Source organism: Bradyrhizobium sp. RDI18 (assembly GCF_043203335.1).
GTDB classification, from domain to species: Bacteria; Pseudomonadota; Alphaproteobacteria; order Rhizobiales; family Xanthobacteraceae; genus Bradyrhizobium; species Bradyrhizobium retamae.
Window position 1 is genome coordinate 5433157 of record NZ_JBICRN010000008.1, and the last position, 20850, is coordinate 5454006.

General features: G+C 63.5%; 19 protein-coding genes, 1 tRNA gene and 2 pseudogenes. 4 read left to right on the forward strand and 18 right to left on the reverse strand.

Annotated features, from left to right (window positions below):
* Positions 1-91: 91 nt before the first annotated feature.
* From ACFXS9_RS35385 to ACFXS9_RS35430, 10 genes and pseudogenes are all read right to left on the reverse strand, one after another.
* Entirely contained in the window at positions 92-1303 is a 1212-nt protein-coding gene (locus ACFXS9_RS35385; protein WP_392697400.1) for a divergent polysaccharide deacetylase family protein, read from the reverse strand.
* 158 nt (positions 1304-1461) lie between these two features.
* A complete protein-coding gene (locus ACFXS9_RS35390) occupies positions 1462-2814 on the reverse strand; it encodes a S41 family peptidase (RefSeq protein ID WP_392697402.1) in 1353 nt (450 codons plus the stop codon).
* Entirely contained in the window at positions 2811-4133 is a 1323-nt protein-coding gene (locus tag ACFXS9_RS35395; protein ID WP_392697405.1) for a murein hydrolase activator EnvC family protein, read from the reverse strand. The genes ACFXS9_RS35390 and ACFXS9_RS35395 overlap by 4 nt, the downstream gene beginning before the upstream one ends.
* 97 nt (positions 4134-4230) lie before the next feature.
* Positions 4231-4713 carry a 23S rRNA (pseudouridine(1915)-N(3))-methyltransferase RlmH gene (rlmH, locus tag ACFXS9_RS35400; RefSeq protein WP_392697408.1) on the reverse strand — a complete coding sequence of 161 codons (483 nt, stop codon included), beginning with the start codon at positions 4711-4713 and terminating at the stop codon, positions 4231-4233.
* A 94-nt stretch (positions 4714-4807) separates the two neighbouring features.
* A complete protein-coding gene (gene rsfS / locus ACFXS9_RS35405) occupies positions 4808-5161 on the reverse strand; it encodes a ribosome silencing factor (protein ID WP_057842615.1) in 354 nt (117 codons plus the stop codon).
* 231 nt (positions 5162-5392) lie between these two features.
* Positions 5393-6025: a nicotinate-nucleotide adenylyltransferase gene (locus tag ACFXS9_RS35410; protein WP_334371999.1), complete on the reverse strand. Its 633-nt coding sequence runs from the start codon at positions 6023-6025 to the stop codon at positions 5393-5395.
* A gap of 31 nt (positions 6026-6056) precedes the next feature.
* Positions 6057-7350 (reverse strand): annotated as a pseudogene (locus ACFXS9_RS35415) (glutamate-5-semialdehyde dehydrogenase).
* A 117-nt stretch (positions 7351-7467) separates the two neighbouring features.
* A complete protein-coding gene (gene proB / locus ACFXS9_RS35420; RefSeq protein ID WP_392697412.1) occupies positions 7468-8610 on the reverse strand; it encodes a glutamate 5-kinase in 1143 nt (380 codons plus the stop codon).
* Between the two features lie 90 nt (positions 8611-8700).
* Complete coding sequence (gene obgE, locus ACFXS9_RS35425; RefSeq protein ID WP_065744722.1) at positions 8701-9753, reverse strand: GTPase ObgE; 1053 nt, start codon at positions 9751-9753, stop codon at positions 8701-8703.
* 191 nt (positions 9754-9944) lie between these two features.
* Positions 9945-10424, reverse strand: a complete 480-nt coding sequence (locus ACFXS9_RS35430; protein WP_392697416.1) for a MaoC family dehydratase — start codon at positions 10422-10424, stop codon at positions 9945-9947.
* A 214-nt stretch (positions 10425-10638) separates the two neighbouring features.
* On the opposite strand from ACFXS9_RS35430, the gene ACFXS9_RS35435 reads away from it, so the two are divergent.
* Positions 10639-11553, forward strand: a complete 915-nt coding sequence (locus tag ACFXS9_RS35435; protein WP_392697419.1) for a DMT family transporter — start codon at positions 10639-10641, stop codon at positions 11551-11553.
* 30 nt (positions 11554-11583) lie between these two features.
* Here the strand turns inward: ACFXS9_RS35435 and ACFXS9_RS35440 are convergent, their stop codons facing one another.
* The 4 genes from ACFXS9_RS35440 to rplU form a co-directional block, all read right to left on the reverse strand.
* Entirely contained in the window at positions 11584-12681 is a 1098-nt protein-coding gene (locus ACFXS9_RS35440; protein ID WP_392692877.1) for an ISAs1 family transposase, read from the reverse strand.
* A gap of 252 nt (positions 12682-12933) precedes the next feature.
* Positions 12934-13536, reverse strand: a complete 603-nt coding sequence (locus tag ACFXS9_RS35445) for a GNAT family N-acetyltransferase (RefSeq protein ID WP_392697422.1) — start codon at positions 13534-13536, stop codon at positions 12934-12936.
* A 122-nt stretch (positions 13537-13658) separates the two neighbouring features.
* Positions 13659-13928, reverse strand: a complete 270-nt coding sequence (gene rpmA, locus ACFXS9_RS35450; RefSeq protein WP_028348532.1) for a 50S ribosomal protein L27 — start codon at positions 13926-13928, stop codon at positions 13659-13661.
* A gap of 159 nt (positions 13929-14087) precedes the next feature.
* Positions 14088-14468: a 50S ribosomal protein L21 gene (rplU, locus tag ACFXS9_RS35455; protein WP_028348533.1), complete on the reverse strand. Its 381-nt coding sequence runs from the start codon at positions 14466-14468 to the stop codon at positions 14088-14090.
* Between the two features lie 351 nt (positions 14469-14819).
* On the opposite strand from rplU, the pseudogene ACFXS9_RS35460 reads away from it, so the two are divergent.
* The 3 genes and pseudogenes from ACFXS9_RS35460 to ACFXS9_RS35470 all read left to right on the forward strand — a co-directional run bounded on the left by ACFXS9_RS35460 (position 14820) and on the right by ACFXS9_RS35470 (position 16757).
* Positions 14820-15921 (forward strand): annotated as a pseudogene (locus ACFXS9_RS35460) (ROK family protein).
* 307 nt (positions 15922-16228) lie between these two features.
* Positions 16229-16318: transfer RNA gene (locus tag ACFXS9_RS35465), tRNA-Ser, on the forward strand.
* Positions 16319-16424: 106 nt separating this feature from the next.
* On the forward strand, positions 16425-16757 hold the full coding sequence (locus ACFXS9_RS35470) for a hypothetical protein (RefSeq protein ID WP_392697427.1): 333 nt from the start codon (positions 16425-16427) through the stop codon (positions 16755-16757).
* A gap of 49 nt (positions 16758-16806) precedes the next feature.
* Here the strand turns inward: ACFXS9_RS35470 and ACFXS9_RS35475 are convergent, their stop codons facing one another.
* From ACFXS9_RS35475 to ACFXS9_RS35490, 4 genes are read right to left on the reverse strand one after another with little or no spacing between them, the layout of a single operon-like run.
* Positions 16807-17526 carry an ABC transporter ATP-binding protein gene (locus tag ACFXS9_RS35475; protein ID WP_392697430.1) on the reverse strand — a complete coding sequence of 240 codons (720 nt, stop codon included), beginning with the start codon at positions 17524-17526 and terminating at the stop codon, positions 16807-16809.
* Complete coding sequence (locus tag ACFXS9_RS35480; RefSeq protein ID WP_392697433.1) at positions 17523-18761, reverse strand: ABC transporter permease; 1239 nt, start codon at positions 18759-18761, stop codon at positions 17523-17525. The genes ACFXS9_RS35475 and ACFXS9_RS35480 overlap by 4 nt, the downstream gene beginning before the upstream one ends.
* A gap of 5 nt (positions 18762-18766) precedes the next feature.
* Complete coding sequence (locus ACFXS9_RS35485) at positions 18767-19972, reverse strand: efflux RND transporter periplasmic adaptor subunit (RefSeq protein WP_392697436.1); 1206 nt, start codon at positions 19970-19972, stop codon at positions 18767-18769.
* 15 nt (positions 19973-19987) lie between these two features.
* A complete protein-coding gene (locus ACFXS9_RS35490; RefSeq protein ID WP_392697439.1) occupies positions 19988-20653 on the reverse strand; it encodes a tetratricopeptide repeat protein in 666 nt (221 codons plus the stop codon).
* Positions 20654-20850: the final 197 nt, after the last annotated feature.

The following is a 20850-nucleotide window of genomic DNA, read 5'->3' on the forward strand; positions in this document are numbered from 1 at the left end:
GTCAGGACTCCTATAGCTGCAGCAAGTCACCCGCAAACCGGCCGGGCGGCGCAATCCGAGGGAGCCCGGATTGCTGCCATCAGGTTGATCTCTAGCCTGATTTTGATTTCAGCATCGCCGTTGTCAATGGCACAAGCATGATGCCGCGGGCCTCGAGGGTCTTGATCCAGGCGGCAATCCGCTCGATCGAAACCGGTAGCGCCGAGGCTACGCCCACAGCCAGTCCGCGCTCCTTGGCGAGCGTTTCCAGTTTCACCAGCGTCCGGTCGATTTCGGCCGAGGTCGGCACGGCATCGATGGTGAAATCGGCCTTGGCGAAGGGCATCGATTGGGCGGCCGTCAGGGACGGCGCGGCGCTCCGCGGCGAGGAGCCGTCATCGAGATAGCCGAGGCCACGCTTGGCTGCCTCCCGGATGATCGGCTGCATCACTGTGTCAGTGGCCGTGAAACGCGCCCCCATGAAATTGGCGATCCCGGCATAGCCCTGGAAGCGGCTGAGGTGCCAGTACAGCCGGTCGATGTTCTGCTCCGACGTCAGCGTTGTGAGCAGGGTCTGCGGGCCGGGATCGTTATCGGGATAATCGAACGGCTCCATTGGAACCTGCAGCAGGATCTCGTGGCGCTGCGCGCGGGCCCGTTCGGCCAACTTGGCGGGATCCGCCCCATAAGGCGTAAACGCCAGGGTCACGGCCGGCGGCAGTTTCATGATGGCATCGGTCGTCTTGGCAGCGCCGACGCCGAGGCCGCCGATGACGATGGCGACCACCGGCATCTTCGCGGCCTTGGTGCGGTCGGCGTCGGCCGCGTAGACAGTGAAGGGTTTCAGACCGTCGGCAACCGCCGGGATCATGCCGTAGCGCGACTTTTCGAGGAGCCGCTGATCGATGCCGGCCATCGCGGTTGCCGGCCCGGAGTCCGAGCCGGACTTGTCCGCTGCATCGCTGCCGATCACGACGTCTTGGCGCTTGCCGCTGGAGCCATCGATGATGGTGACGGTCTTATTATCACCCTTACTGTCGCCGGCCGGGGCCTGCTGCATCGGACTTTTTGCGGTCTGGTCGGCGTGGCCGGAAGCCGCCGGCTGCTTGTCGTCCCCCACAGGCCCGCGCAAAGCGACGTGGGCGACGGGCTCGCCACCCAAGGGATTGTCGTTAAACAGAGCGATCGACAGGAAGGCAACCAGGAACAGGCCGAGCAGCATGGCGAGCGCCTGTACCGCGGTGAACGGCAGCCGAAACCGCCGCTTCGGGCGCTCCGTCTTCTGTCCAAGCGGCGTGCTCAGTTCGTCGGCCGTTTCCGTCATAGCCCTCCCCGAATCAACCTCGCCGACGATACCACGAGGAGTCCGGTTCGAGCGCTGCGCCGCGCGCAAAAGCCGCCTCGCCGGGCCACCGGACGGGTCGGAGCAGCAACAAACCGGCGGCCCGGAGGCCGCCTTTCCCGGAAATTACGGGGCTACGATCAGTTCGCCGCCTTGGCTGGCTTGTCGACTGCCGCCTTGTCGCCGGTCGCCGGTGCGCTTGCCGTCGACTTGATGCCGTGCAGCAGGTCGGCGGCGGTCTTCAGCGCCTTGTCGTCCTTGGCATCCGGCGGCACGTAGGATTGCGAGCCGGTCTTCTCGTCGCCATCGGTCTTCAAATGGCCACGCAGCGAGGCCTCGCCCTTGGTGTCGGTGCGCGCCTTCAATTCGTCCGGCACGTCCTGCAGCACCTCGATATCGGGCACGATGCCCTTGGCCTGGATCGACTTGCCCGACGGCGTGAAGTAGCGCGCGGTGGTGAGGCGCAGCGCGCCGTTGCCGCTGCCGAGCGGGATGATGGTCTGCACCGAGCCCTTGCCGAATGAGCGCGTGCCGACAAGCGTCGCGCGCTTGTGGTCCTGCAGCGCGCCGGCGACGATTTCGGAAGCCGAAGCCGAGCCGCCGTTGACCAGCACGATGATCGGCTTGCCCTTGGTCAGGTCGCCCGAATGCGCGGCGCGGCGCTGGGTCTCCTCGGCATTGCGGCCGCGGGTCGAGACGATCTCGCCGCGTTCCAGGAAGGCGTCGGAAACGGTGACCGCTTCCTCCAGCAAGCCGCCGGGATTATTGCGCAGGTCGATGATGTAGCCCTTCAGCTTGTCGCCGATCTGGTTCGAGAGGTTGCCGATCTCGCGCTTCAGGCCTTCGGTGGTCTGCTCGTTGAAGGTGGTGACGCGGATATAGGCGATGTCGTCCTGTTCGACGCGCGCACGGACGGAGCGGACCCGGATGTTGTCGCGCACCAGCGTCACTTCAATCGGAACGTCCTGACCCTTGCGGATGATCTTGAGACGGATCTTGGTGTTGACCGGTCCGCGCATCTTCTCGACCGCCTGGTTGAGGGTGAGACCCTGCACCGCTTCGTCGTCGAGATTGGTGATGATATCGTTGGCCATGATGCCGGCCTTCGACGCCGGCGTGTCGTCGATCGGCGAGACGACCTTGATCAGCCCATCTTCCATCGTGACCTCGATGCCGAGCCCGCCGAATTCACCGCGGGTCTGCACCTGCATGTCGCGGAAGCTCTTGGCGTCCATGTAGCTGGAATGCGGATCGAGTCCGGTCAGCATGCCCGAGATCGCCGATTCGACCAGCTTGGAGTCGTCGGGCTTCTCGACATAGTCGCTGCGCACACGCTCGAACACGTCGCCGAACAGATTGAGCTGGCGGTAGGTGTCCGACGTCGCAGCACGCGCACTCGATCCCATCAGCACGGAACGAGGCTGCGTGACGAAGAGCGTCAAAGCCGCACCGGTGGCGGCGCTGAGAAGAATTACAGAAGTCTTGCGCATCATCCGCGAACCTTTTCGCCTTCACTTGTGGCCCACCATGGGCCTGAGTCAATTGGAGTGCCGTCTTTGCGGAACTCGACATAGAGCACCGGCTGGCTCGCGGTCGTCGCGAGAATGGATGCGACTTGGGACGTCGTTCCCATGGTCGCGACCGGCTCTCCCGTAAGTACAAACTGGCCGATGTTTACCGAAATGCGCTCCATCCCGGCGATCAGGACATGATACCCGCCCCCGGCATTGAGGATCAAGAGTTGTCCGTAGCTGCGGAAGGGTCCGGCGTAAACAACCCAGCCGTCACACGGTGTTGTGACCTGAGCTCCGGCGCGGGTCGCCAAAGAAATGCCTTTTTCCACGCCACCCGCCCCATCGGAACCGCCAAAATTGCGAATCTTGCGGCCATTGACCGGAAAGGCGAACAGCCCCTTGGCGGAGGCAAAGGCGATCGCCGGGCTTAGCCGGGCGGGATCTTTCAGTGCTCCCAGATTGGGCTTGCCGCCCGGGGCAGCCGGGGTGCCCTGCAGGCTGGCGGTTGCGGCCGCCTTGGCGGCGCTTTTCAAATCTTGTTCCATTTTCGCGATCAGGCCTTGCAGACCATCGACCTGCCTGGACAGGTTGATGGCGCGTGCGCCTTCGGCCTCCATGTCCTTTTCGATCGCGCTCTGCTTGCGCTGTCGTTCCTCCACCAGCGCAGCCAGCCTGACAGAATCGTCCTGGAGCCTGTCGCGGTCCCGGGCCAGCACGTCGCGCTCGGTGGCGATGGTCTTGCGCAAGTTCACCAACTCGCCGAGATCGGTAGCGAGTTTCTCCGCACGTCCGCGCAGTTCGGGGACGACCGATCCGAGCAGCATGGCGGTGCGCAGCGATTGCAGCGCGTCCTCGGGCCTGACCAGCAGTGCGGGCGGGGTGCGCCGTCCGGCACGCTGCAAGGCGGCCAGCACCTCGACGATTTCGGAGCGCCGTGAATCGAGCGAAGCGCGGATCTGCTGCTCGCGGGCATCGAGCGGGCGTAGCCGCCCCTCGGTCTCGCCGATGCGTGTCTCGACGTTGCGAACCTGGGTGGCGATGTCGATCAGTTGCTGGTTGAGCTTGGAGCGGTCCTGTCCGATCGCTGCGATATCGGCCTTCAGCTTTTGTTGCAGCTCGGCCGCCTTGCGCTGCTGCTCGCGCGTGGCCTCCAGTTCCTGCTCGCGCTGCTTGATGGCATCGGGGGAAACGGCGGTCGCTTGCTGCGCTGTCGCCGAGGATTGCGCGACCGCCGGCGAAAGCGGCGCCACGGCAAGGCTTGCGGACAGCAGGATCAAGGGAAGTGAGACGGCTGACATCGACGCGCCGCGCTCAGCGGTGCCAGGGTACGAATGAATGTTCCGCGTTGGGTGCATCCGGCCTATTCAGCGTTCTCTGTATTCACCTCACCGTGCCTTACGCGCGGTGGTAGGGGTGGCCGGCCAGAATGGTGGCGGCCCGATAAATCTGTTCAAGAAGCATGACGCGAACCATTTGATGCGGCCAGGTCGCCGAGCCGAACGCAATGCGTAATTTAGCCTTGCGCTGCAAATCGGGCGAAAGTCCGTCCGCGCCGCCGATGGCGAAAATTGTGTTGGCGATCCCTTCATCCCGCCAATCGCCGAGTTGCCGGGCGAAGGTTGCGCTATCGATGTTCCTGCCGTGCTCGTCCAGCGCCACCAGCACGGATTTCTCCGGTATCGCCGCCGAAATCGCGGCGGCCTCCTCCGATATCCGGGTCGCAGTGTCGCGCGCGCGGCTTTCGGGAATTTCATGGACCGAAAGCCCGCGAAAGCCGAGCTTGCGTCCGATGTCCTCGAAGCGCTCGCGGTAGCGTTCGGCCAGCTCCTGCTCGGGGCCCTGCTTCAGCCGGCCTATTGAAACCACGACGAGGCGCATGAATGCTGTTTCTGGCGTGCACTTTCCGGCACGCGCGTTTTTCGCGCGCGCTGCAAACTACATGCGCCTTAGCCGATTCGCATCGGCCGAGGTTTCAGATCGCTGCCGCCGCCGGGTTTTGCGTCCACAACCTTTCAAGATTGTAGAATTCGCGCACCTCGGGTCTGAACACGTGCACGACCACATCGCCGGAATCGATCAGCACCCAGTCGCAATTGGGCAAGCCCTCGACATGGATGTTCTTGATGCCGGTTTCCTTCAGGGCTTTCGTGACGTTTTCCGCGATCGCGCCGACATGCCGGTTGGCCCGGCCTGACGTGACGATCATGTAGTCGGAAAAGGCGGATTTGCCGCGAAGGTCGATGGTGATCGTTTCTTCCGCCTTCATATCGTCGAGGCGGGAGAGGATCATATTCAGCGTCTTGTCGGCGTCGGGTTGCGCCTTCAAGGCTGCAGCTTGTGTCGATGTTTTACCCGTGTTCTTGGCGGATTTGCCAGAAGTCTTGCTAGTTGCCTTGGGTAAAACAGACTTGGACTTGGACAATACAGATGTGGCCAGGGACCATTCCTTTCACTGTATCGCGAACGCCGAATCCCGACGTCCGCGGACCATATTAGGCATGTGGGGTTAATGGTTTCAATATTCCAGTGTCCCCACCCGCCGGTTCAGACCGAACTGTCACTTCTTTTTTGCCTTCCAGCTCCCGTCGGAGTTCCGCAGGCCCGTCGACGACAGGTTCAGTTTCATGCCGGTAAGGAAAACCCAGGCCGGCGCCTGCTGGTCGGCTAGCCGGGCCGCCTGATTCTCGGGCAACCTATACCGCGCCAGCGCCTGGGCAGCCGGCGCGGCGAGCGCCCGGAAACTCTGCGGCGGACGATCGATCACGGCGAGCGGCACCTCGGCAGCGATGCGCCGCCAATCCTTCCAGCGATGGAACTGCGCGAGATTGTCGGCGCCCATGATCCAGACGAAGCGCACGCCGGAAACGCGGCGGCGCAAATGAATGATCGTGTCGACAGTGTACCTGGTGCCGATGACAGCTTCGAGACAACTGATATCGATGCGCGGATCGTCGGCGACGTCGCGCGCGGCGCGCGCCCGTTCGCCAAGGCCATGCAGCCGGCCGGTATCCTTGAGCGGATTGCCGGGTGTCAGCAGCCACCAAACGCGATCGAGCTTCAAGCGCTTCAGCGCAAACAGGCTGATGGCGCGATGCGCCGCGTGCGGCGGATTGAATGAGCCGCCGAGCAGGCCGACGCGCATGCCATTGGTATGGAAGGGAATGGCTTGCGCGGCGGATTGCAATTTCATCGGAGGGGTCACCGCGTGCGCGGGCTGGCGGTCACGGCCGCGTCTGCCCGGTGCCGCGAACGCGGTATTTGAAGCTGGTCAGTTGCTCGGCTCCGACCGGCCCGCGGGCGTGGAATTTGCCGGTGGCAATCCCGATCTCCGCGCCGAAGCCGAACTCGCCGCCGTCGGCGAACTGCGTCGAAGCATTATGCAGCACGATCGCCGAATCGACCTCCCTGGAGGAATTTCTCGGCCGCTTTGGCATCCTCGGCCACAATCGCATCGGTGTGGCGCGAGCCGTGGTTTCGGATGTGCGTGATTGCCCCGTCAACGCCGTCGACGACACGCGCGGCGATGATGGCATCGAGATACTCGGTATCCCAGTCATCGTCGGATGCCGGCTTCACCCGCGCGTCGACCTTCTGCACGGCGTCGTCGCCGCGCACCTCGCAGCCGGATTCGATCAGCATCTCGATCAGCGGCTTCAGACTGGCGGCGGCGCCTGCGCGATCGACCAGCAGCGTCTCGGCGGCGCCGCAGACGCCGGTCCGGCGCATCTTGGCGTTCAACACGATCGACCTGGCCATATCGAGATTGGCGGTGCGGTCGACATAGACGTGGTTGACGCCTTCGAGATGCGCAAACACCGGCACGCGCGCTTCCGCTTCAACCCGCGCCACCAGGCTCTTGCCGCCGCGCGGCACGATGACGTCGATGCCGCCGTTCAGGCCTGACAGCATCAGCCCGACCGCTGCGCGGTCGCGCGTCGGCACCAGCGTGATCGCGGCTTCCGGCAGGCCTGCCTCACGCAGGCCCTGTACCAGGGCTTCGTGAATCGCCCGGCAGGAGCGGAAGCTGTCGGAGCCGCCGCGCAGGACCACCGCATTACCAGACTTCAGGCACAGCACGCCGGCGTCGGCGGCGACATTGGGGCGGCTCTCGAAGATCACGCCGATCACGCCAAGCGGCACGCGCACGCGCTCGATGGTCATGCCGTTCGGCCGCTGCCAGCTTTCGGTGACGGCGCCCACCGGATCGGGGATGCCGCGCACGGTCGCGACGCCATCGGCTATCGCGTCGATGCGCGCCGGTGTCAGCGTCAGGCGGTCGATGAAGGCGGAGGTCGCGCCAGTAGCGCGGACTTCCCCGACGTCCTCGGCATTGGCCGCGAGGATCTTTGCCGCGTTGGCGTGGATCGCCCGTTCGATCGCTTCCAGCGCCCGGTCCTTCTGCTCCGGCGGCGCCAGCGCCAGCACCCGCGCGGCGTCGCGCGCATGGGAAGCGAGGTCGGTCATCAAAGCGGGCAGATCGGCGTTACCGTCGATAGCCTTGAGTGGCGCGGTCATCGGAGGTCTCGGGGTCAAGAGTAAGGCCATGTGCTAGCACGGAAATCCCGCTTTTGCGAGGTCCGGAGCCGGCATGGCTGGCTGGCGATATCGGAAACAGGCAGCTCGGCCAGTGGCCTACTTGGCCGGAATTGCCCCGGCCGGACCCACCACCAGATCGTCGCGGTGGATCATCTCAGCGCGACCGCTGATGCCCAAAATGGCCATCACGTCCGGCGACGAGCGGCCCTTGATCTTCTCCGCATCCTCGGCGTCGTAGGCGACGAGGCCGCGGCCGATCTCGTGGGTATCAGGGCCGCGCACCACGACCGCATCGCCGCGGGCGAACTGGCCTTCGATCCGGATCACGCCGGCTGGCAGCAGGCTTTTCCCCGCACGGAGCGCTGCGACCGCACCCGCATCGATGGTCAGCGTGCCCTTCGGCTCCAGCGAGCCCGCGATCCATCGCTTGCGCGCGGTGATGGGATTGGCTGACGTCAGGAACCAGGTGCAGCGTCCGCCGTCTGATATTGCCTGCAGCGGATGCTCGATCTTGCCGGAGGCGATCAGCATATGGGTGCCTGATGTCGTCGCGATTTTTGCCGCCTCGATTTTGGTGAACATGCCGCCGCGCGACAGTTCGGATTCGGCGGCGCCCGCCATGCGCTCGATCTCCGAGGTGACGGACTCGACGATCGGAATCAGCTTTGCGTTGGGATTGGCGCCGGGCGGCGCGTCATAGAGCCCGTCGATGTCGGACAACAGAATCAGCAGATCGGCGCTCGTCATGGTGGCGACGCGCGCGGCGAGGCGGTCATTGTCGCCGTAGCGGATCTCGTTGGTGGCGACCGTGTCGTTCTCGTTGATCACGGGTACCGCGCGCCACTCCAGCAGTTTGGCGATGGTCGAGCGTGCGTTCAGATAACGGCGGCGCTCCTCGGTGTCCTGCAGTGTTACCAGGATCTGCCCGGCGCCGATGCCATGAGCGCCGAGCACTTCCGACCAGATCCGCGCCAGCGCGATCTGTCCGACCGCGGCGGCGCCCTGGCTTTCTTCCAGCTTCAGCGGGCCACGCGGCAGTTTCAATCGGCTGCGTCCGAGCGCGATCGAGCCTGACGAGACGACGAGAACATCGCGACCCTCGCCGTGCAGCTTGGCGATATCGGCGGCCAGCGCCGACAGCCATGCCGAACGGACTTCGCCAGCATTGGAGTCGATCAGCAGCGAGGAGCCGACCTTGACGACGATGCGGCGGAAGTTTTTGAGCGCGGGACGTTTCATGATGCGGTCGGGTGATGCGGATGGTCGGAAGCAATACGCGCCAGTCCCCTGATTTGGAAGTGGCGCGGCCGCGGGAAGGCTAACTTTGTATCAGCCCTGCGGCGGCGGGACCGGCGCCCACGGGTCCTGACCGCCCTTGGCCTTCAGGGAAACCGGGGCCTCACCGATGACTTCGACCAGCGCTTTCAGCGCTTCCGGCACGCCTTCGCCGGTGGCGGCGGAGAGCAACAACGGCGTCTTCTTCGCCGCGCGTTTCAGCCGGTCTTTCTGCTTCTTCAATTCGTCCGGCGCGACCGCATCGATTTTGTTGAGCGCGACGATCTCGATCTTCTCGGCGAGATGCCCCTCATAGGCTTCGAGCTCGGTCCGCACCGTCTTGTACGCCTTTCCGGCGTGTTCGCAGGTTGCATCGATCAAATGCAGCAGCACGCGGCAGCGCTCGACATGGCCCAAAAACCGATCGCCGAGGCCGGCGCCTTCATGCGCGCCTTCGATCAGGCCGGGAATGTCGGCGAGCACGAATTCGCGGCCTTGCGCGTTCACGACGCCGAGCTGCGGATGCAGCGTGGTGAAGGGATAGTCGGCGATCTTCGGCTTGGCCGCGCTGACGACGGAAAGAAAGGTCGACTTGCCGGCATTGGGCAGGCCGACGAGGCCGGCGTCCGCGATCAGCTTCAGCCGCAGCCAGATCCAGCGCTCCTCGCCTTCCTGCCCGGGATTGGCATTGCGTGGCGCGCGGTTGGTGGAGGATTTGAAATGCGCGTTGCCAAAGCCGCCATTGCCGCCTTCGGCGAGCACGAATTTTTCGCCGAGTTCGGTGAAGTCGTGGATCAGCGTCTCGCGGTCCTCGTCGAATATCTGCGTGCCGACCGGCACCTTGAGAACGATCGGTTTACCGTTGGCGCCATGGCGGTCCTTGCCCATGCCATTGGTGCCCTTTTGCGCCTTGAAGTGCTGCTGGTAGCGATAATCGATCAGCGTGTTCAGCCCATCGACGACCTCGACGATGACGTCGCCGCCGCGACCGCCATTGCCGCCGGAGGGTCCGCCGAACTCGATGAACTTCTCGCGGCGGAACGCCACGCAGCCGTTGCCGCCGTCGCCGGAGCGGATATAGACCTTTGCCTCGTCAAGGAATTTCATGATTTGTACTATAGCGTTTTCGAGCGAAGTGGACACCGGTTCGCGTCAAGAAAACGCGTCAAAACAAAGATTCTACAGACTGGTTCTGATTTAATCAGAACCAGTCTGTAGTTAGGACAGGGGGGCCCGTGCGGCAACCCTCAAGGCCCGCGACATTGGCGAGAAGCCTTAATTTTGGGGCCTTTTCGGGCTCAGGCCGGCCGCCGGCGAATCAAAAATTTCTGCGTTCCGTCCAGCGCGAGCTCCTTGCGCTGGTTGAACACGGTCGAGCGCAGCGTCACGACGCCGGTGGTACGGCCGGGCGTGAGCTCGGTCACTTCCAGCGCGGGATAGAGCGTGTCGCCGGCATAGACCGGTTTCAGGAACTTGCTCGATTGCTCGAGGAAGCCGACCAGCGATTCCTCGACGAGATAGGGAAACAGGCCTGCACCCGGCGCGGTGTGGACTAGGGTTTGGAAGCCATGCGCGAGCAGGTCTGGCATGCCGCGGGCGCGGCAATATTCGACATCATAATGGATCGGATGGGTATCGCCGCTCGCGGTCTGGAACGCGGCGAACACCGCCGAGGTCTGGGTCCGGCTCGGAATGACGAAGCGTTCGCCGAGCACAAAATCCTCGAACCAGCGCTGTTCGCTCACCATGCGATGCTGGGCGGGGTCGAACTCGGTCATCTCGGATTTCCTGCCGTTTTGGAGCGATACCGGTATCGCAGCGCTGTGGCTGCGGCAATCGATCCATCTCAATTGGTCATACCCGGGCAATAGCGCGAAGCGCGTCTTCGCGCTAAATGTCCCCGGGCATCCGCGTCTCGACAACGTGGCTAGCACAAAAAAGTGGATGGCCGGACGCGCTGGCCATGACGAAGAGCAACAAGCAGGAAACGTCATGAGCCTGTTCGGCAAAATCTCGACCTATGACGAGCGCTCCGCACGCCTGGCCGGCATCGGATTGATGCTGCTGTCAATCTTCATGTTCTCGTTCGGTGATGCGCTTGGGAAATTCATGGTCGCGACCTATTCGGTCGGGCAATTGCTGTGGCTGCGCGCCTGCGCGGCGCTCCTGGTGCTGTTGCCGGTGATCTGGAGACAGCGCGCCGAGTTCTCGCGCCTCGAGCGGCCGTGGCTGCAGCTATTGCGCGTGACGCTCTCGACGCTCGAAGTCGCTGCGTTCTTTCTCGCCACCGTCTATCTGCCGCTCGCCGACGTCATCACCTATTATCTGGCCTCGCCGATTTTCGTCACCGCGCTCTCCGGCATCGTGCTCGGCGAGCGGGTCGGCTGGCGGCGCTGGACCGCGATCCTGGTCGGATTCTGCGGCGTCCTGATTGCGCTGCGCCCGTCCACGCAAACGGTAAGCTGGCCGGCGATGATCGCGCTCGGCGGCAGCCTGTCGTTTGCGTTGCTGATGTTGATCACACGGTCGCTGCGGGACACGCCGGATATCGTGCTGACGACCACGCAGTTCGGCGGCACATTTCTGCTCGGCGCGCTGATGTCGCCGATCGGCTGGGTGACGCCGAGCGCCGGCAGCCTCGGCCTGTTTGCCGCGGCGGGCGTGGTTTCCGTCGTTGCACTCTTGTGCATCAACCGGTCGCTGAAACTTGCGCCGGCCAGCGTCGTGGTGCCGTATCAATATTCGATGATCGTGTGGGCGGTAATCTTCGGCTTCGTCGTGTGGGGTGACGTGCCGTCGATCTCGACCATCATCGGTGCAGCCATCATCATCGGCGCGGGCATTTATATCTTCCTGCGAGAACAGAAGCTCGGGCGTGAAGAAGCGGTGGTCAATCCGCCGGCGTGAGCCTTTGCCACCCTCCCCTGGAGGGCAGGGCTATCGCATGTGAGCAATGAGTTCGAAGAGGAAGGCATCGTTCCAGCCAGCGCGCTTGAGCTTGAGGCGCAAGGAGGTGGTTGTGTCGGGATGGGCTCTGGCAACATTGAGGGCAAGGCGCCTGAGTACGGCAAGGTTGGCCGGGCCGTTGTCCTTGCGATTGCGGGCCAGATCCTCGTCGAGGATGACATCGAGCGGCCAGTGCAGGCCGTTTTCGATGGTCCAATGGGTGCGAACGATGCGCAGAACCTGCGTGCGGCTGTAGTTTTGGCTCATCAGGAAGTAGCGCTCGACGGTTTTGTCCTTGCCGCGCTTGCTGCTGATCCGCGCGACGGCTTTGAGGCCCGGAAAGTTGTGCTTCCGCTCCATATCCTTGACGGGCACGACAAGCACGCTGCGCTTTTCCTTTCGGCCATGATCTGCCTCGGTGGTGGAAACCGGCTTCTTGCCCTTGCGCACCGCTGCGGCAATCGCCGCCCTGGCGTCGGCCAACAGCGCTGGCTGGTTCTCCTTCACCGCCAGCACGTAATCGCCGCCCCGCGCCACGATCTCCTTGGCCATGCCGCGATGGCAGTGCAGCGCATCGGCCGTCACCACGCAGCCTTTGAGCTGCAGAAGTTCGATCAACTGCAACGCGCCAGCAGCTTCGTTGTTGTTCGGCGCCTGCACGTTGGCCAGCGCCATGCGGGTCTGCGCCGCCCAAGCGGTCACCATGACCGGCGGCATGTGGCTCCTGCCGCGCTCGTAGCCGCGCCGCAGCGCTTTGCCGTCGAGCGCGATCACGCCTTTTGGCCGTTCGATCTTCGCGCCTTCGGCAAAGGCTTTCATGAAGCGCTGGAAGGCTTTCTCGAACGCTTTCGGATCGAGCATGCGGAACACGCGGCTGAACGTGTCGTGGCTCGGCAGACCATGCTCGAGCACCAGCACGCCCTCCCAAAGATAGGCCTTCATTCGCGCAAACAGCGCCATGTCGGTGCAACTCGTTGCCCCGCACAGCGTCGCCATCAAGGCGATGAACAAAATCTCCGTCAGATCGTGCAGCGCATTGTCCGCGCGCGGGTCCGGCAGTTCCTCGAAGCACTCCGCAAATCGATTCATCGGCCGCTCCATCCGAATCAGGAGCTACCTTCAGAATCAATTTCTCACCGCTTCGCAATAACTTACGGAATTGAACATGCGATTCCCCTGCCCTGGAGGGGGAGGGTCGACGCTCATGAAATGAGCGGCGGGGTGGGGTGGCGGTCTCACCTCACGATCAGTACCCGAGTGGAGAGATCACCCCACCCCGTCTCACATTCCGCTGCGCTTCATGTGAGCCGACCCTCCCCCTCCAGGGGAGGGTAAAGAGATTTACCGCTCCCTCCTCGTCGACGATCCCCAGTTCTTCAGCGATGCCCACACGCTGCGTGTCAGGCGGAAGCGGTCGACCGGGGTCGAGCATCCCAGCGCTTCGAAGCGGTGCAACTCGACGCCGCTCCACTGGAAGCCGCATTTCTCCAGGATGTTTCGCGACGGCGGGTTGGTGACGCGGGCGCCCGAAATCAGATGTTCGGCATCGAACTCCTCGAAGAAAAAATCGATCACGGCGCGTGCGGCTTCGGTGCCGAAACCCTGGCCCCAATGCGCGACGCCGAGCCAGTAGCCGAGCTCCGGTGCATCCGGGTCAGCGCGGTCGATGCCGACCATGCCGATCGGCGAATAGTTATGTTCGATCAGAAACACCGTCTCGCTGTTATCGGTGGCATTCGCCCGCACGAACTCGACCGCGTGGTCCTGCAGGTAGGGATGCGGCAGGCGGCGGGTGTTTTCCGCAATGCGGCGATCATTGGCGAGACGCGCAATCGCTTTTACGTCCGCGAGCGTCGGCCGGCGCAGTGTCAGCCGTTCGGTCTCGAGGACGCAGCTACTCGTCTGACGCAGCGTTGGGGTCTGGATCGGGATGTCCTGCAACATGTCGGGCTCCTGATTGCGAATATGCGCAAATTAAAAAGGGAGGCCGGTTTCCCGCCTCCCCTGGAGCCCATTTCGACTCCGCCGGTTCAACAGGATCCGGCAGACTCGAATTTGTCTACCGTCTATTCGGCCGCCTCCGTCATCGGAACTACCGATACGAAGGTGCGGCCATTGGCTTTTGCACGGAATTCGACATGACCTTCGACTTTGGCAAAGAGAGTATGGTCGGTGCCCATGCCGACATTAAGGCCGGGATGCCAGGTGGTGCCGCGTTGACGCGCGATAATGTTGCCGGGAATCACGTGTTCGCCGCCATACGCCTTGATGCCAAGGCGCTTGCCCGCTGAATCGCGTCCGTTTCGCGATGAACCGCCTGCTTTTTTGTGAGCCATGGCCCGTCTCCGATCTCTCGAATATTTCTAGATCAATTCCTTGACGGAATCATTTCACTTTTTCTCACGCCTCAACTTTCGTCGAGGCGCATTACTTCCGGTCGCTCTCGCCGTTCGCGGCGGCTTTCTTGGCCACTACTTCTTGGCGGCCTTCGGCGCCTAGTCGTCCTTGGCAGCCGGCGCGGCGACCTTTTCCCTCTTCGGCCGTGGGCCGATCGAAGGCTTGGCGTTGTCGGTCAGGATCTCGGTGACGCGAAGCACCGTGATCTCGTCGCGATAGCCGCGCTTGCGGCGCGAATTCTTGCGGCGACGCTTCTTGAACGCGATCACCTTGGGGCCGCGCTTGTGGTCCAGCACTTCGGCCGCAACGGAAGCGCCTGCCACCGTCGGCGCGCCCAGCACCGGCGTGTCACCGCCGACCACCAGAACTTCACCAAGCTGCACGATCGTGCCGACTTCGCCGGCGATCTTGCCTATCTCGAGCACATCATCCGGAACGACGCGGTACTGCCGGCCGCCGGTTTTGATGACTGCGAACATCGTTTTTTTCCTTCGTGTTCGATCCCGGCCTCGGACGTATTCCCGAAAGGGCTGTCCGGGTCGGCTTTTTGGTCAGTCGTTATGGGTACGATTTTTGCGCAGCCGGGGAGCAAACCCCTAAAGATTTCACGCAAAAACAAGCGGCGCGAGAAATCCCGCGCCGGATGCGGGGACTTATAGCCGCAGAATGCCGTGAGTCAAGGCAAAAGGGTCTGAAAACCGGCCAAAAATGAGGGATTTGGCGCATTCCTCGCCGGACCGGCCTGCCGCCGGGGGCTGACGCGGACCTCCTGTTGAAACCAATGGGTTCCCCGCCCGTTGTCGCCAGCGAAGAACCGGCAGGGGCTTGGCATGGCAGAAGACACCATAACGACCACGGGGATTGCCCGCCACGGGGCCACCCGCCTGCCGTCGGTCGAGGTCGATAGCTTCAACGTCGAACTGAAGGACGATGAGGGCTTTCTCGGCGACCGCGCCAGCAAGGGGGCCTTCCGCAAGATCCTGGACAGCTTGCGCAAGCCGCTCAGGAAGAACGGCGACGATCCCTTGGGCAAGAAGTCCGCCGGCGAGATTCCCAAGGACGATCTCGACGAGGCGCTGGTCGGTGCCGATGTCGGCGCCGCCGCGCTGGTGCATAGCGCGATCGAGGAATTCGCCCAGGAACTGGCCTATGTGACGCGGCGGTTCCTCAAGACCAAGGCGTGGGCCGATACCGAGCGCATCGTGGTGGGCGGTGGCTTCAGGCAGAGCCGGGTCGGCGAGCTCGCGATCGCCCGCACCGACCTCATCCTCAAGGCGGAGGATTTCGAGGTCGATCTGGTGCCGATCCGCTATCGTCCCGATGACGCCGGCCTGATCGGCACGTTGCATCTGGCGCCGTCATGGATTTTCGAGGGCCATGACAGCATCCTCGGCGTCGATATCGGCGGCACCAACATCCGCTGCGGTGTCGTGGAGAGCCGCTGGAAGAAGGCGCCCGATCTTTCCAAGGCAGAGGTGTGGATGTCTCGAGGTGTGGCGGCACGCTGACGACGAGCCGACGCGCGAAGTCGCGGTGAAGCGGCTGGTCAAGATGCTGAAGGACCTGATCACGGCCGCGGAGGCCGACGGCCTCAAGCTTGCGCCCTTTATCGGCATCGCCTGTCCCGGTGTGATCGACGAGGATGGCTCGATCGAAAAGGGTGCGCAGAACCTGCCTGGCAATTGGGAAAGCAGCACGTTCAACCTGCCGGCAAGCCTGGTGGAGGCGATCCCGCAGATCGGCGATCACGACGCTGCCGTGGTGATGCACAATGACGGCGTGGTGCAGGGCCTTTCCGAAGTTCCCTTCATGCAGGATGTCGAGCACTGGGGCGTGTTGACCATCGGCACCGGCCTCGGCAATGCGCGCTTCACCAACCGGCGGAAGGACAACGGCAAGGACGAGAAGAAGGCGAAGAAGGGGCGGGATTAACGCATCCCGCGGGCGGTAAGGTTGACTGGTTAGGTTAAAACCGGGTTCACGTTGCCGTTTCCGCGGCCGTTGCTACCGTCATTTCGTCGCTCCGGCTGACCGGCGAAGCCGCACTTCCCGGCCAGGATTTCAAAGCAGCGGCACGGGACCGTCAGTTTTTTGTCGCGTCTGGCGGTCCCACCTCTTTTCCAACAGCCGCCCGGGGCCGCTATTGGCGAATTTCTCCGCCGCGCGCCTTGTCTGCCCCGGCTTCCTCGCCTAGAACACGGCCCAACCGCAGGGCCGAATCCGGCCCGCCTTGGCGCCTGGAGAGGTGGCAGAGTGGTTGAATGCACCGCACTCGAAATGCGGCATAGGTGCAAGCCTATCGGGGGTTCGAATCCCTCCCTCTCCGCCAATACGCTGGTTCTTTCCAAGCAAATTGTCCGAGCCGAATGCACGGAGCGGCAATGAAAATTGGACCGCAGCCGGACAAATGGCTCCGAAAGAAAGCCAAGCAAGGCATGCGCGGCTATCCCGTCGGCACGATCGCCTTCTACGGTCCTGACAACCAGCGCGCTTCGAAAGTTGCCGTATCTGTCATTCCGCAGGAAGGAGCCGAGCCCAAACTGCACCGGTGGTTTTCGGAAGCCGGCGACGTGCGGACGGACAAAACTATTCTTGTCGAGATCGCCGCGTATCTGCGCCAGCATTCGGTGCGGTCGGTAGCGATGGCAGACGGGATCCTCGGCTGTCCCCACGAAGAAGGGATCGATTACCCGATGGGCGAGTCTTGTCCCCGATGTCCGTATTGGAAGGGACGAGACCGCTTCACCGGGGAATTGGATCAGGGGTGATGGAGCTCCTCGGAGACCCCAGAATCCCTCCCTCTCCGTCCTGCTCTGATTAACCTGCCACCGCACAAACCAGTTCGCCGCCACCCCGCCCGGTAATCTCCGCGACCTTGCCGTCGACGATGTGGATGCGGCGGTCGGCGCGGGCGGCGAGCGCTGGATCGTGGGTTACCACAACCACGGTCTGGCCCTGGTCGGCGATGTCGCGGAGGATCGAAAACACCTGTTCCGTCGATGCCGTGTCGAGGGCGCCTGTCGGCTCGTCGGCGACGATGATCTCGGGGCGGTTGGCAAGCGCGCGGGCGATCGCGACGCGCTGGCGCTGGCCGCCGGAGAGCTGGTTGGGACGCTTGTTGGCGTGCTCGCCAAGCCCAAGCGAGCCCAGCAGCGCAAGGCCGCGCTCGCGCATCTCGCCTTCGGTCATCCTGCCGGCTGCGCGCATCGGCAGCAGCACATTGTCGAGCGAGGTGAACTCCGGCAGCAGGAAATGAAACTGGAACACAAAACCGCATTTGGTCAGGCGAACGTCGGCTCGCTCCGTCTCCGATAGTTTCGAGGTCGGCTGGCCGCAGACCATGATTTCGCCTTCGCTGGGAGCATCGAGCAGGCCCAGGAGATAGAGCAGCGACGATTTGCCCGATCCCGACGGCCCGGTAATGGCAACGAACTCGCCTTTGTTCACCGCAAGATCAATGCCGTTGACGAGGGTGTGCGAAACCACGCCTTCGATGCGGCGAACCAGCTCGACTGCCTGCAAAGCGACTTCGGTCATGATGCCCCCCGGATGATGTCGACTGGATGCACGCGCGTTGCCTTGCGTGCCGGGAAATAGGCCGCGCCTGCGCAGCAGAGCAGCGATATGCCGCCGGCAACCACATAGTGCATCGCAGAGTAATAGATCTGCAGCGGAACGGTCGTGCCGGTCAGCGGATTGAAGATCGTGATCTTCGACCAGCCGTAGCAGAGCAGGTAACCGAGGATCCACCCGAACAGGATGCCGACCACGCCGATAATGATGGATTCGATGATGAAGATCCGCCGCACCGCATACTCGCGCATGCCCAGCGATTTCATGATCGCGATGTCCTGACGCTTCTCGTGCGTGATCGTCGAGATGATGTTGTAGGTGGCAAAGGACGATGTCAGCAGCATCGCGCCCATCACCGTGAGCACGATGAAATCGCGCACGGTAAAGGTCGACAGCAGGTCGGCGTTGGCTTCCTGCCAGGACACCGACTTGTAACCGGTCTGCGCTTCGACCTGGGCGGCAACCTTTTGCGCCGACATCGGATCGTTCAAGCGCAGCCGCAACTGGTTGACGACCCCGCTTTGCCCCATCATGAGCTGCGCCGTCCCGGCCAGCGAATAGATCTGGCTCTCATCGACGCGCTTCAGGCCGGAGCGAAACAGCCCGGCCACCGTCGAATTCAGCCGAGTGCCCTGGCCGCCGACCAGGAGGACGGTGTTGCCGGTTTTCACGCCGAGTTTTTCGGCGAGCGCCTCGCCGACGATGATGCCGTTCGGCGCGCGGGCAAGGTCGTCGAGCTTTCCCTCGCGCATTTGCGCTGCGAGTTTCGAGACCTGGACCTCACGGCGAGGGTCGATGCCGGTCAAGGTGATGCCGATGCGGGCGCCGCCATGATCGATGATCGCACTGGTCCCCACCGAGGGCGCCACGTCGCCGGGTATCCAGGAGCGCAGCGAGCTCATCACCGATTCCGGATATTTGATGCCGGGACGCTTACCGACATTGGCGATGTCGGCCATTTGGACCGCTGCATATTCCTGCTCTGCGGGTTGCGTCGGCACCGAGCGCCGTTCATCATCGACCGTGATGTGCGGCATGGTGTCGACGAGCTGCCGCAGGAAATCGATCTGCGAGCCCTGCATCAGGCCGGCCATCATGATGGTGAAGCCGACGCCCATGGCGACGCCGGCCATGCCCACCAGAGTCTGGCGTACCCGGGCGCTGACATGGGTCCATGCGATGTTGAACAGAAGTTTCACGGCGCTTACCGGCTGTTGCTGATGAGGTTGCGACGGGCGTCGTTGACGACGGAATCGATGTGGGCGGTCATGGCCGCCGAAATCACGGCATCATCGGGATCCGAAGGAGCTGTGGTGGCCGAGGCTACCGCGACAGATTCGGGTGTCCCGGCTGGCTGATCGGTCGGTTCACTCGTGGGCGCCGGCTCCACAACTTTGGCCGAGTTGCTGTCGATGCGGATCCTGGCGCCGTCGGCGAGATCGGTGCGGGCGGGCGAAAGCACGGGCGTGCCCTTGGATACGTCGCCGAGGATCTCGATGTTGCGGTTGCCGCGGATGCCGACCGTCACCGGCACACGTTTGATCCGGCCGTCATCGACCATCTGAACCGAACCGGCTGCGACCGCCTCCGCCGGCACGACAATGGCCGCCTGCTTCTCGCGGAAGATGATATTGACCTCGGCCGACATGCCAATTCGCAGCGGCGTGTCCTGCGGCAGCCGCAGATAGACGCGGAAGGTTTTGCGGGTCGGGTCGCCCTTCGGCGTGATCTGGGAGACCGTGGCTCGCAGGGCCCTTCCAGGGAAAGCTTCGCTTCGCAGAAAAGCCTTCTGGCCGGTCGCGATGCGGTTGATTTCCTCCTCATTGATTTCGGCAACGACCTGCATCGGCGCAGGCGGTCCAACCCAGAACAAGACATCGGTGGGGCCGGCGATCTCGCCGACCTCGCCGTCGCGCCGCAGCACCATGCCGTCGAGCGGAGCTCTCAGCAGCAGCGAGTCGAGCCGTACCTTCTGCGCGGCAATCCGCGATTTTGTTTCCTCGAGCTTGGTCCAGCGCTGCTCGTAGTCGGTGCGCGCGGCGTCGCTCTTGTCGCGATCCTTCTCGGCGCGCGCCAGATCGCGTTCGAGCTGGCCGCGATTGATTTCCATCTGATCCAGCGCGCTGCGCTCCTCGGCGTCGTCCTGGCGGCCGAGGACCTGGCCGGCCTTCACCACCTGTCCCTCGCATCTGCAAAGCTCGACCAGCCGGCGGCGCTGCAGCGGCACGACTTTGGCCCAGCGCTCGGGCTCGACGGTGCCGGTTCCGTAAACCGCTTCGGAAACCGGTGCGAGGCCCGCAATGCTGGTGGTCACCAACGGTGCACGAAGCAAATGGGGATAGGCGAAATAGCCAGCCCCTGCCGTGACGACGGCCAGAATTCCGGTTGCGATCAGATGCTGCAGTTTCATGGCGCGTCCCCTGACTCAGAAGCCAAACCGCTTGCGCAGGCCCGATGGAACCTGGTCGAGCAGATCACGAACATCTTCTTTCCTTGCATTCTTCATTGGAGCTGCCGACGTGGCCTTGGGGGACGCCTGCAATACCGTGGTGTTGGATGGCGCCGGCTGCGGGATAGCAGGCGGCGGCGTGGCGGCGGGCGCTGGCTGCACGACGGCGGGTGCAGGTGGGGTCGGCACGGGTTGGTCTGGGCTGTCTAGTGCTCTTTCGATCTTCGACGCCTTGTCGGAAGCCTTGACGGAGTCCTTTGGCGCGCCGGCAACCCGAACGGCGCGCCATTCTCTTGCGGCCACCACGGCACGGCCGATCTCGTCGCTCGTCATCTTCCTCATGAGAAGGGACATCAGTTGCCGCGCACCGTTGCGGTCCTCGTCGAGCTTGCTCGCGGAAGCGACGATGTGGGCCCAGGAATAGGCCTTCACATTATCCTTCGCTACGCCGCGCCCGCTCGCGTAGAGGCCGGCAACGATCAGCATGGCGTGGGCATGCCCCTGATCGGCCGCGCGCAAGAACCAGCGAAATGCCTCCTGGTCGCTGCGCGGACGACCGACGCCGGACGAATAGAGCGCCCCGAGATAGAACTGGGCCTCATCATCGCCCGCTTGCGCCGCCTGCTCGTAGCGAGTGGCCATGTCCCGATCGGACGCGGCGTCGGCAAGAGCGGCGTGGGGGTTCGTCAGCACAGCGAGGCAGCAAGCCATAACGACGACGGCTCGCTTCATGGGCCCCGAAATCGCGTCACGAACGCCCGGCCGACATGAGCGGGTTGAGACTGGATTGATCGATGGGAAATTCAGAATGCGCCACATTGCGTACACGCTTTCAGCTT

Bases quoted from the DNA above. Each gene is read 5' to 3' on its own strand.
- ACFXS9_RS35385 (WP_392697400.1), bottom strand. From the start codon at position 1,303: ATGACGGAAACGGCCGACGAACTGAGCACGCCGCTTGGACAGAAGACG.
- ACFXS9_RS35390 (WP_392697402.1), bottom strand. From the start codon at position 2,814: ATGATGCGCAAGACTTCTGTAATTCTTCTCAGCGCCGCCACCGGTGCG.
- ACFXS9_RS35395 (WP_392697405.1), bottom strand. From the start codon at position 4,133: ATGTCAGCCGTCTCACTTCCCTTGATCCTGCTGTCCGCAAGCCTTGCC.
- rlmH (WP_392697408.1), bottom strand. From the start codon at position 4,713: ATGCGCCTCGTCGTGGTTTCAATAGGCCGGCTGAAGCAGGGCCCCGAG.
- ACFXS9_RS35410 (WP_334371999.1), bottom strand. From the start codon at position 6,025: ATGAAATTGCAATCCGCCGCGCAAGCCATTCCCTTCCATACCAATGGC.
- proB (WP_392697412.1), bottom strand. From the start codon at position 8,610: ATGAAACGTCCCGCGCTCAAAAACTTCCGCCGCATCGTCGTCAAGGTC.
- obgE (WP_065744722.1), bottom strand. From the start codon at position 9,753: ATGAAATTCCTTGACGAGGCAAAGGTCTATATCCGCTCCGGCGACGGC.
- ACFXS9_RS35430 (WP_392697416.1), bottom strand. From the start codon at position 10,424: ATGACCGAGTTCGACCCCGCCCAGCATCGCATGGTGAGCGAACAGCGC.
- ACFXS9_RS35435 (WP_392697419.1), top strand. From the start codon at position 10,639: ATGAGCCTGTTCGGCAAAATCTCGACCTATGACGAGCGCTCCGCACGC.
- ACFXS9_RS35440 (WP_392692877.1), bottom strand. From the start codon at position 12,681: ATGAATCGATTTGCGGAGTGCTTCGAGGAACTGCCGGACCCGCGCGCG.
- ACFXS9_RS35445 (WP_392697422.1), bottom strand. From the start codon at position 13,536: ATGTTGCAGGACATCCCGATCCAGACCCCAACGCTGCGTCAGACGAGT.
- rpmA (WP_028348532.1), bottom strand. From the start codon at position 13,928: ATGGCTCACAAAAAAGCAGGCGGTTCATCGCGAAACGGACGCGATTCA.
- rplU (WP_028348533.1), bottom strand. From the start codon at position 14,468: ATGTTCGCAGTCATCAAAACCGGCGGCCGGCAGTACCGCGTCGTTCCG.
- ACFXS9_RS35470 (WP_392697427.1), top strand. From the start codon at position 16,425: ATGCGCGGCTATCCCGTCGGCACGATCGCCTTCTACGGTCCTGACAAC.
- ACFXS9_RS35475 (WP_392697430.1), bottom strand. From the start codon at position 17,526: ATGACCGAAGTCGCTTTGCAGGCAGTCGAGCTGGTTCGCCGCATCGAA.
- ACFXS9_RS35485 (WP_392697436.1), bottom strand. From the start codon at position 19,972: ATGAAACTGCAGCATCTGATCGCAACCGGAATTCTGGCCGTCGTCACG.
- ACFXS9_RS35490 (WP_392697439.1), bottom strand. From the start codon at position 20,653: ATGGCCACTCGCTACGAGCAGGCGGCGCAAGCGGGCGATGATGAGGCC.